This window comes from Pedobacter sp. GR22-6, assembly GCF_037402555.1.
Taxonomy (GTDB): domain Bacteria; phylum Bacteroidota; class Bacteroidia; order Sphingobacteriales; family Sphingobacteriaceae; genus Pedobacter.
On sequence record NZ_JBBEUC010000002.1, the window covers coordinates 1023732 to 1034738 of the forward strand.

The 11007-nt window shown below is 43.0% G+C and carries 9 protein-coding genes; 5 read left to right on the forward strand and 4 right to left on the reverse strand.

Annotated elements, in window-relative coordinates:
- Positions 1 to 4: 4 nt before the first annotated feature.
- A complete protein-coding gene (gene rnr / locus WAE59_RS12000; protein ID WP_337856201.1) occupies positions 5 to 2137 on the reverse strand; it encodes a ribonuclease R in 2133 nt (710 codons plus the stop codon).
- Positions 2138 to 2248: 111 nt separating this feature from the next.
- On the opposite strand from rnr, the gene WAE59_RS12005 reads away from it, so the two are divergent.
- The gene (locus tag WAE59_RS12005; protein ID WP_337856202.1) at positions 2249 to 3130 is read left to right on the forward strand and encodes a mechanosensitive ion channel family protein; all 882 of its coding nucleotides are present in this window, start codon (positions 2249 to 2251) and stop codon (positions 3128 to 3130) included.
- Between the two features lie 72 nt (positions 3131 to 3202).
- Positions 3203 to 4141, forward strand: coding sequence for a hypothetical protein (locus WAE59_RS12010; protein WP_337856203.1), 939 nt, complete (start codon positions 3203 to 3205; stop codon positions 4139 to 4141).
- 3 nt (positions 4142 to 4144) lie between these two features.
- On the opposite strand, the gene WAE59_RS12015 is transcribed toward WAE59_RS12010, so the two are convergent.
- Positions 4145 to 5860: an ABC transporter ATP-binding protein gene (locus tag WAE59_RS12015; protein ID WP_337856204.1), complete on the reverse strand. Its 1716-nt coding sequence runs from the start codon at positions 5858 to 5860 to the stop codon at positions 4145 to 4147.
- 89 nt (positions 5861 to 5949) lie between these two features.
- Between WAE59_RS12015 and WAE59_RS12020 the strand changes: the two genes are divergently transcribed.
- Entirely contained in the window at positions 5950 to 7263 is a 1314-nt protein-coding gene (locus WAE59_RS12020) for a nicotinamide mononucleotide adenylyltransferase (protein WP_337856205.1), read from the forward strand.
- Here WAE59_RS12020 and WAE59_RS12025 read toward each other — a convergent pair.
- Both WAE59_RS12025 and WAE59_RS12030 read right to left on the reverse strand, forming a co-directional pair.
- Positions 7260 to 7703, reverse strand: a complete 444-nt coding sequence (locus tag WAE59_RS12025) for a GNAT family N-acetyltransferase (protein WP_337856206.1) — start codon at positions 7701 to 7703, stop codon at positions 7260 to 7262. The two genes, WAE59_RS12020 and WAE59_RS12025, sit on opposite strands and share 4 nt — an antisense overlap.
- Positions 7703 to 8194 (reverse strand): YajQ family cyclic di-GMP-binding protein, encoded by a 492-nt coding sequence (locus tag WAE59_RS12030; RefSeq protein WP_337856207.1) that lies wholly within the window; start codon positions 8192 to 8194, stop codon positions 7703 to 7705. The genes WAE59_RS12025 and WAE59_RS12030 overlap by 1 nt, the downstream gene beginning before the upstream one ends.
- Before the next feature lie 95 nt (positions 8195 to 8289).
- On the opposite strand from WAE59_RS12030, the gene WAE59_RS12035 reads away from it, so the two are divergent.
- Positions 8290 to 8874, forward strand: coding sequence for a hypothetical protein (locus WAE59_RS12035; protein ID WP_337856208.1), 585 nt, complete (start codon positions 8290 to 8292; stop codon positions 8872 to 8874).
- Positions 8875 to 8946: 72 nt separating this feature from the next.
- Positions 8947 to 11004, forward strand: coding sequence for a polyphosphate kinase 1 (gene ppk1 / locus WAE59_RS12040; protein ID WP_337856209.1), 2058 nt, complete (start codon positions 8947 to 8949; stop codon positions 11002 to 11004).
- Positions 11005 to 11007: the final 3 nt, after the last annotated feature.

The window sequence follows — 11007 nt, forward strand, 5'->3', positions numbered from 1 at the left end:
TTATTTAGTCTTGTATCAGTGAAAAATCTATCTGTCGCTTAGCCAGGTCTACTTTTTTGACCTTGACCTTCACTTCGTCCCCCAACTGATATTTTCGCTTTTTACGCTGCCCTACGATACAATAGTTTTTCTCGTCCAATACATAAAAGTCGTCGGAAAGGTCACGGAGCCTGATCATGCCTTCACATTTATTTTCAGCGATCTCGACATACATTCCCCATTCAGTAACGCCAGAAATGATGCCTGTAAAGGTATTGCCTATATTTTCTTCCAGGTATTCAGCTTGCTTGTACTTGATGGATGCGCGCTCTGCATCTGCCGCCCGCTTTTCCATGGTAGAAGAATGAGAGGCAGCTGTTTCGTATTCCTCTTCATTGGCAGACTTTTCATTGTTCAGATAGGCTGCGAGTAAGCGGTGTACCATTACGTCCGGATAACGCCTGATCGGAGAGGTGAAGTGGGTATAGTGGTCGAATGCCAGACCGTAATGGCTGGTCTTTTTGGTTGTGTATACCGCTTTAGCCATAGAGCGGATTGCCAGTGTGGTCAATACATTTTGTTCTTTTTTGCCTTCTACATCTTCCATCAGGTAGTTGAGAGATTTTGCAATCTCCTTATCCGATTTCATATTGATCTTATAGCCGAAACGGGCAGCAAATAAAGCGAAATTGCCTAGATTTTCCAGATTAGGAGAGTCGTGGGAGCGGTAGACAAAAGTATATTTCTTTTTACCCTTGCCTTTTTTAGAGATGAATTCTGCAACCTTTTTATTGGCCAGGAGCATGAAATCCTCAATCAGTTTATGGGCGTCTTTGCGTTCTTTTACATAAACACCAATTGGTTTTCCGGTTTCATCCAGTTTGAACTTCACTTCAGTACTCTCGAAACTGATGGCGCCGTTCTTAAACTTACGGTCGCGGAGGATATAGGCCAGCTCATTGAGCTTTAGAATTTCCTCTGCATGGTCGCCTGTTTTTGTTTCAATAACCTCCTGAGCTTCCTCATAGCTAAAGCGCCGATTGGAATGAATGACAGTGCGGCCAAACCACTCGGTAATGATATTTGCCTCATTGTCGAGCTCAAATACAGCTGCGAAACAAAGTTTGTCCTCATTGGGACGAAGCGAACAAACCCCATTGCTGAGCCGCTCAGGAAGCATTGGGATGACGCGGTCGACCAGATAAACTGAAGTAGCCCTTGCGTAAGCCTCTTTGTCGAGATGGCTATTGGGTTTCACATAATAAGAAACATCAGCAATATGGACCCCGATCTCATAATGCCCATTTTCCAATTTCTTAAAGGAGATCGCATCATCAAAATCTTTGGCATCGGCCGGATCTATAGTAAAGGTAACCGTATCTCTAAAATCCCTGCGGTCTTTGAGGTCGGATTCCGATACCTCTTCAGGAATTGCATTGGCTTCATGTTCCACTTCCGCAGGAAAAGCCAGAGGGAATCCATATTGAGCGAGAATGGCATTCATTTCTGTATTGTTCTCGCCTTGTTCACCCAGGATGGTGCTGATCTTACCAATTGGGTTTTTAGCGCCTTCCGGCCAGTCGGTAATACTAACCTGCACTTTTTGACCGTTTTTGGCACCATTTAGGTCGCTGAGCGGAACAAAAATATCGTGCAACATTTTGCGGTCATCGACATTGACAAAGGCGAAGCGATCGGATATGCGGATTACACCGATAAAATCAGTTTTGTTGCGTTTGATGATCTCCACAACCTCCCCTTCATTTTTTCTGCCGCTCTTTTTAGCGTAGATATACACTTTAACCTGATCACCGTGTAGCGCATTGTGCAGTTTACGTGCAGATACAAAAATATCTTTTTCAAATTCATCATCAGGGACTACAAAAGCAGAGCCGTCAGCAGTCATGTCTACCTTACCTGTTACAAAAGTCTTTAGATCTTTTAGCCGGAATTTTCCCTTTTCAGGTTCCAAAAAAATACCTTTTTTTGCTTGTTCGCGAAGTATCTCCAGGATGGTTTCCCGACCTGCCGGATCTGTGATATTTAATTTTGCAGAGACTTGTTTATAATTGAGGGCGTCATTTTTGCTTTTCTCCAGAACGTCGCTAATCAGTTGGATTAAAACGAGTTCTAAGTGAGAGGATTTCTTTTTTGCCATAATGTAGGTATGTATCAGTTCGAAGGTAACAATTTGAACTGATAGATTGTTGTATTTTGTAGCTTTGCCTAAACAGGCTTGAATTAATTTGCTTACAATTGGAATAAGAAAATGATAGAGGACAGAGAACGAAAAACTGGTGAAGAATTGCTGATGATCTTGGTTAAGGCAGTGATTTGCCTGATCCTTTTTTACTTTGCAGTAAATGAGCCTACTGCTGTTTATAAAGAATATCCACGCCTTGAAAACTTTGCGGATGGTCTGATGGTCTTCCTGGGGCCAAGCCTGGTGATCTCCATTCTGAGACTCATAGTCATCTACTGGTATATCAAAAAGCACAAATTTAAAAGCAACATCAAGGACAATTTTATATTGGGGATCAATCGGATCGTCTCTATATTGAATACCGTGTTTATAGCCCTTGCACTAACCTCCTTCTGGAGCATCAATCTACAAGAGCTGATCTTCAGCGTATCCATTGTTGCGGCAGCACTGGCAGTTACTTTCAAAGACTATATTGCCAATATGATCAACGGGCTGATCATTATGTTTTCGGACAGACTTTCATTGGGTGACCACATCAGGATTGGAGAACATGAAGGGAAAATTCTGGATATCACGCTGATTAATATGATCCTGCAAAATGAAGATAGCGATATGGTGATCATCCCAAATTCCCTGGCTTTCAGTTCAGTGATCGTCAATCAGTCGAAGCAAAATACCAAAAAGCTGAGTATAGAGTTTGATATGGCCCTGGACAATGGTTATACCCCGGAATACCTGGAGAATCATTTGAATAAGATCATCGAAAAATATACAGATAATGTGATGCCTGGTGGTTTGACTGTAAAGACCATATCCATCAATAAAGATGTGGTGGTTTTTAAAGTGATGATCCTGTTGAAGCGTTATGATAAAATAAAAGAGCGGGAGATCAGGAGAGCCATCAACACGGCGCTGATCCGTTTGTCGGCAGTTTTGAAAACCGGATAAGGAGGTTGCTGACTTCGGGATGCAACAGGAACCATTTCGAGATTTTCTTCGTAGGTAGGACAAAGTTGTGTAATGAAATTTACTATTCTATTTATTGGTTTGTTCTGCTTTGTGGGACCGATTGTCAATGCGCAGGAACAAACGCCTGTCGTCAGCCCAAAGGACAGTACGTTGCAGCGGGTGTTTGAATGGAACAGGAAGTATGTGCAACGGTACAAAGAAGACGCAGACCTCTCTTATACTTCGCCAGGAGGAGAAATTGGGGCACCATCTAAATATGTCATCAATGGCAGGTTGACAACGACGTATATGCTGATCGGAACGGAGAAACTGCCTGTAGCATTAGCGATCATTCCAGATTTTACGGTAAGGGTTCGTAAAGAAAGATCGGCTGGTGTGCGCACGCCGAGTTTTCGTTTGGGCGGTACATTTTATGTAAGAATGGATAATCGCGAAAGGGATTACAGGTATGTTAGTCTGAGCTTTGTCCATCATTCGAATGGACAGGATGGTATGGCTTTGAATCCGGACGGTAGTATAAATACGATCAATGGCAATTTTAGTACGAATTACCTCAGGCTTAAATATCATTTTGCCCATCAGTACTACAAAGCTAATAGTCGATCGGAAGGACTGTTTCATGTAATAGGTTTTGAATGGCACAAATGGTTCGACTACGAAAAGGCATTGGAGAATGACTATGGTTTTAGTCGGATATTGTATGATTTTTCATGGCGAAGGTACCGTCAGCAGGAACTATGGCGATTGAATGTTTCGCTCAGTTACGCCATGAACAGCATGAAAGAATACGATTTGTCAATTATGAAGAAACGTTTAAATGCTGAGCTGGCTTTTCATTATGCGCTTCCTTTTATGCACAATACATTTTTAATGGCAGCAACAGGCTACTATGGTGAGGACCCCTATAACATCTACTACAGGGATAGGTATGGATACCTCAGGTTAGGCATTTCTACCGGGATTTTGCGTGGTGCAGATAAGCAAAGGTAGTGGTTAAGAGATATGTTCAGCGCCCGGAATGGCTGCAATGAGGCGGCGGGTATAATCGGCACTGGGACTATTGTAGATGTCTTCCGGAAAACCTTGCTCTTCAATCTTACCCTTGTTCATCACAATCATGCGATCGGAGATGTGTTTTACAACTGCCAGGTCATGTGAAATGAATATATAGGTGAGCCCAAATTCTGTTTGTAATGACCTGAGTAAGTTCAGTACCTGGGCTTGGACAGAGACATCGAGTGCAGACACAGATTCATCACAGATGATGAACTTTGGCTGTAAAGCCAGGGCCCTGGCAATTACGATCCGTTGCCTTTGTCCACCTGAAAACTCATGCGGATACCGATTGAAATGTTCTGGTTTCAGGTCTACCTTTTCCAGCAGTTCCAGGACACGTGTTTTGCGTTTGTGGTCGTCTTCGAACAGACCATGCACCTGCAGTGGCTCCATGAGAGCCTGCCCGACCGTCAATTTTGGATTTAGCGAAGAATAAGGGTCCTGAAAAATGATCTGTACATCGCGGCGCATCAGGCTCAGTTCCTTTTTGCTGAACTGCGTAATGTCTTTTCCCTGAAAAATGATCTGGCCGGAGGTCGGCTCTACGAGCCTAAGGATACTTCTTCCCAGTGTGGTTTTGCCGCAGCCTGATTCTCCGACAAGTCCCAGTGTCTCCCCTGGAAATACATTGAGGGTAATGTGATCTACAGCTTTTACATAGTCTGTAGTTTTGCCAAACAGACCTTTTTTGACCGGATACCAGGTGCAGAGGTCCTTCAGTTCGAGCAAGGCTTGCTGTGTATATAGTGCAGCACGCCGTTCGGCTATCTCCTGGGCTGTAAAGCTGTTTTTGTCCAACAAATGTGCAAGTGCCAGTTGCTGATCTTCCTGCAGGAAATCAGCAACTACCGGCAGTTTTTTGAGTTGCCTTTTAGGAAGTGGGCGACAAGCCAACAATCCTTTTGTATAAGGATGAAGGGGGTTTTTGAAAAGCTTTTCCGTAGTATTATGTTCTACAATTTCCCCTTTATACATCACTGCAACCTCATCTGCAATTTCGCTGATCACACCCAGATCATGAGAAATGAAGATCATGGTCATGTTCCTTTCTTGTTTTAGGCGGAGCAATAGCTGCAGTATGGTCTTTTGAACGGTAACGTCCAGGGCAGTGGTAGGTTCATCTGCGATGAGGAGTTCAGGGTTGCAGCTCAGCGCCATTGCGATCATCACACGTTGTTTTTGTCCACCCGATAACTGATGCGGATAGCTATCGAACAATTGTTCAGGTCTTGGAAGTTGTACTTCATGGAAGAGTTCGAGCGTCATTGCTTTTGCGGCCTGTCGGTCTAACTTTTGGTGCAAGATGATGGCCTCCTGTACCTGGTAACCACAGCTGAATGACGGATTCAGGGAAGTCATTGGCTCCTGAAAAATCATTGCAATTTTGTTGCCCCGGTATTCTCGGATGGCCGTTGCAGAAAGTTGAAGGAGCTCTGTGTGATTGAATGCTATACTGCCTTCTATGCGCGTGCTGTGAGGATCGTGAAGGCGCATAATGGAAAAAGAAGTGACCGATTTTCCAGAGCCCGATTCACCTACAATTCCCAGGACCTTGCCTTTTTCTATAGTGAAACTAATCCCATTGACTGCTTTCAGCCATGATTTGTCTTCTTTGTTTTGGAAAAGTACGGTCAGATTTTTGACGTCCAGCATGTTATTAAGATACGATCTTGATAAGAGAAATCTGAGCTCAAGGTAGTTATTTTATCGTCCAAATTCGGTAGATTATTTAATTTTGCGGCATGGAAAGAGAAATCCTTGACACCAGGCGCAAGGCGCTAAAGATTAACCTGAACCCCAAAATCTATGGAACTTTTGCTGAGATTGGTGCAGGACAGGAAGTAGCCCGTAACTTTTTTACCGCCGGTGCAGCCTCTGGGACAGTAGCCAAGACAATGTCCGCCTATGATATGACATTTAGCGATGCCATTTATGGCGCTGAAGAGTCAGGCCGGTATGTGAGTGAATCCAGATTGCTGAAAATGCTGGAGCATGAATTTGGTTTACTTCGGGAGAGATTGAGTGGAGAGAAGTATGACAGCCGTACTTTTTTCGCCTTTGCAAATACCGTGACCACTTTGAATTATAACAAGTCCAATGACCCACATGGCTGGATTGGTCTTTGTTTCCAATCGGAGCCGGGGGGAGAGCCCAACGAAATTTTCTTCCATGTCCGTTTGCTGGATACTGATGCAGCCTTACAGCAAAATGTGTTGGGTATCATCGGTGTTAATTTGGTGTATGCAGCTTTCTATTACAATCAGGACCGCAAGGCGATGATTGAATCACTGGCGGATAACCTGACTGTAGGTTCCGTGGAGATTGACTTGATCTCAGTAAATGGCCCGGTATTTCAGGGTGTGGATAATATCCTGCTGAACTTGTACCTGATCGTTAAAGACTTTTCTGATGCAGCGATCTTCGACGCGACCGGCAGGCCACGTTTGCCTAAGGACCTGCTGTATAAAAAAGACATTATGATCCTACGTACAAAGTATGCGCAAAAATCCAATCCGAATTTTAGTATGCTGAACAAGGCAGTAGACCAGTATGTGCGTACGGAAAACGTGAAAGAGGAAAACCTGAGTGTGCTGATTGAAGTGCTGATGTCTAATCTGCTTTCTGAAAATGAAGCCATTTCAGATGAACTTGACTTGCGTGCTGTGGCTAAGCGTGCGAAGGAAATGTGCGAAACCGGGAACAAGGTGATTGTTTCCAACTTTGCCCGTCACAACAAACTGGCGAAATACCTGGATAGGTGCCGTCCGAAAAGTGTTGGGATCTCTACGAATATCAATAACTTGAAATTTGTGTTCAACTCCAGCAATTTTGGAGAAAACTATACCAGCCAGTTACTGAGCTATGTGAGTGATATGTTCAATAAAAATGTGAAACTCTTTGCCTATCCCTTTCTGGATAAAAAGACCAATCAGGTCATTACGAGTGCGAATATGCCGGTAACTCCGGATGCCAAGCCCTTGTTTGATTTCCTGATCATCAACGGGTATATCACCGATATAGAAGATTACAGCAATGAAGATGTGAAGACCGTTTAACGGTCTTCCTTGTATATGTTTTCTGAGACAACAGCCATGAGCCTGTCGGGATGTTCTATTGGTTTAAAGCCAAATTGCGCATATAGTCCATGAGCATCTTGTGTGGCCAGCATGTAGCGGCGCAACCCTTGAAGGTCAGCGTGGAAGAGCATGAGTGACATCAGTTTTTTTGACAAGCCCATACCGCGGAAGGGTTCTTCTATATATACATCTGCAAGGTAGCCAAATGTAGCCTTATCCGTGATCCATCGGGCAAAGCCGATCTGTTTTTCCTCTTTATAAATGCCAAAACATAAGGAATTGTCGATAGACCGTTTGACAGTTTCAAAAGGGATGCCCTGAGCCCAATAGGACTGTGTACTCAGGTAATGATGAATGCGGATGGGATCTATTTTATTTGGATCATCTGAAAATACGAATCCGTTTTCCAGGATTTCCATTAGTTTCTCATGTTGATGAACTGCAAAGGTTGCCCGAAGTCCTCTTTGCGGCATAAAGCAATTACCCCCTGAAGGTCGTCGATGCTCTTACTCTGCACGCGAACCTGGTCATCCATCATAGAGGCCTGTACTTTAAGCTTGCTTTCCTTAATCTTCGCGACGATTTTTTTTGCAGTTTCTTTATCTATTCCTTCTTTTATGGAAATTTCTTTTCTGATCATATTTCCGGAAGCATACTGTTCTTTGCCGAAATCCAGACTTTTTGCATCCAGGTTTTGCTTGATCATTCTGGAGATAATTGCATCTTCAATGGCCTTTAAACGCATGTCGTCTTCCGTTACGATGGTGATCACGTTGGTTTTTTTATCGTGATCAATGGTGCTTTTGGAGTTGTTGAAATCGTAACGGTTTAGAATCTCTTTTTTGGCGTTATTCATCGCATTGTCAAATGTTTGTGCATCTACTTTGCTTACGATATCGAAAGTGGGCATGATTATAGCTTTATAGTTAAAAATATGTTAGATTTAAGTGTTGTGTGATTTTTCATACAAAACAAGTAAATTTTTGTAAAATAATACAGCTCTATATGAAAACCAGTAAATCAAAGGTGCAAAAAAAAGGCGCAAAAAAGGCAGCCAAAAAGGAATTGGAAAAAAGCCTGACCGACAAATTCCTGGAAGTGGTAAAACATCTTGGCCATGATGCTGAAAGGATCGGTAAGGACATTGAGATCGCGAGTAAATTCGTAGCTAAAAAACTCTCTAAGAAATTCAGTGAAGTAAAAGCCGTAGTGGAAAGTAAAATTGACGAGGCAGCAGCCAAAGCTCAACCTGCAAAAAACGTTTCCAAGGCTAAAAAAGAAGTAGTGAAGACAACTAAGGAAGCAAAAAAAGCGGTTAAGAAGGCAGCCGCTAAAGCTAAACCGGTAGTACAAAGTGTGAAGGTTGCGGCGATCGCCACGGAAGAGAAAGCCGCAAAAGCAATTGCTCCTACTGTAAAAGCTGCGGCAAGTACAACAAAAGCAGCCGTAAAAACCGTTGTGGAAAAAGCAAACGAAGTGAAGGCAACTGTAGAGAAAGCCATTCCCTCAAAGCCAGCGACAAAAGCAGCGGCTGTGAAGTCTACCGCAGCTAAAACTCCTGTTAAAGCTAAAACAGAAAACAAACAATAATTAACAATTACTTAACAAAAGAATACGCAGTTTTGGGCATCCCCAAGTACTTGGGGATTCTTGTATCACTATATGACAAAAAAGAAGGCACCGTTTTTAAACAGAGAGATCAGTTGGTTATATTTTAACGAACGGGTTTTGCAGGAAGCTGCAGACGAAACAGTGCCGCTTATAGAAAGAATCAAGTTTCTTTCTATCTTTTCTTCTAACCTCGAGGAGTTTTACCGTGTCCGGGTAGCGACGATGAGTCGCTTGTCGAACCTCAATGACAAATCTAAAGCGTTGCTTGGTTTCAACCCGAAGAAAGTGCTCAATGAGATCAAAAACATTGTGGTGAAGCAAGAGCGGAGGTTTGAGCAATTGTTCCAGGCCACGCTGATCAATGAACTGGCACAAAACAGGATCTTTATCCTCAACGAAACACAGCTTAATGTGGCTAGAGGGGAATTTGTGAGGAGCCATTTCAGGGACAGGATTTTGTCGACACTGGTTCCCATTATGCTGGACATGGACAAGCCATTTCCGGAACTGAAGGACAGGAACCTGTATTTCTTTGTGCGGCTTTCCAAAAAGGGCTCCAAAAAGAGTGAGAAATATGCATTAATTGAGTTGCCTTCAGATCTGCCAAGGTTCCTTGTATTGCCGGAGACCAATGGGCTGAAGTTCATTATCCTCGCTGAAGACATCATTAAATATTGCCTTGACGATATTTTTTATGTGTTCAGTTATGACATTATAGATGCGTATTCCATCCAGCTAACGCGGGATGCTGAACTCGATATTGACAAGAATGTAAGTGATAAATTCATTGAAGAGCTCAAGTCCAGCCTGGATAAACGAAAGAAGGGCAAGCCTATGCGCTTGCTTTATGATACCGAGATGCCTTTTGACATGCTGACGGTCCTGGTTACCAAACTAAAAATAGAGGCTGAAAGCCTGATCCCGGGAAATAGGTACCACCGTTTTAAAGACTTCATTGCTTTTCCAAATGTGGGCTCAAAAGAACTGGAGTATACTCAAAATGTACCACTTAAAGTTCATGGTCTGCACCGTACAGAAAGCATTTTTAATAAATTGCAGGAACGGGATTATGTGGTAAACCTTCCTTATCAGTCTTACGATTACATCATTCTGTTTTTGCGGGAAGCAGCTATTGATCCCAAGGTCACGGAAATCAACATAACTTTATATCGCCTGGCGGAAAATTCGAAAGTCATTAATGCGCTGATCAACGCGGCGAAAAATGGCAAAAAAGTCAATGTATTGGTTGAGTTAAAAGCACGCTTCGATGAACAGGCTAATATTTTCTGGACCAATCGTTTGCAGGAAGAAGGCGTGCATGTGAATTATGGTCTGACCGACTATAAAGTGCATTCTAAAATTTGTTTGGTCAAGAGAATTGAAAAAGGGCGCGCTGTGTATTATGCCAATCTAGCTACGGGCAATTTCAATGAAAAGACTGCGAAACTATACTGCGACCATAGCATTTTTACGGCAAAAAAAGAGATCACCGGCGACTTGCTGAAACTTTTTCAGGCCCTGAATAAAAAGACAGTAACCAAAGGTTTTAAACACCTGATCGTTTCCCCTTTGGAATCCAGAAGTAAGATATATGCACTAATTGACCGGGAAATAAAGATCGCCAAACTGGGAAAACCGGCTTATATGATCTTAAAGGTAAATAGTCTCGCCGATGAAGGTGTGGTAGAAAAACTTTATGATGCGAGTAATGCCGGCGTGAAGATCAAGCTCATTGTGAGGGGGATATGCACCCTTGTGCCGGGAGTTGCCGGCTACAGTGAAAACATTACAGTGATCAGCATCATCGATAAATTCCTGGAGCACGCCAGGGTATTCATCTTTGGTAATAATGGAAAAGAAGAAATGTTTCTTTCGTCGGCCGATCTGATGAGCAGGAACTTTGAGCACCGGGTAGAGGTGGGTTTTCCTGTCCTGGATGAAGAAGTCCGGCATGAGATCAGGGATATCATTGAGTTTCAGCTACAGGACAATGTGAAGGCGCGTGATATCACAAGAACCAACAGTAACAAATACCATAAGAACAGGTTGACCAACAAAGTTAGGGCGCAAGTGCAGACCTACAATTACCTCAAAAATAAACACCAATAATCT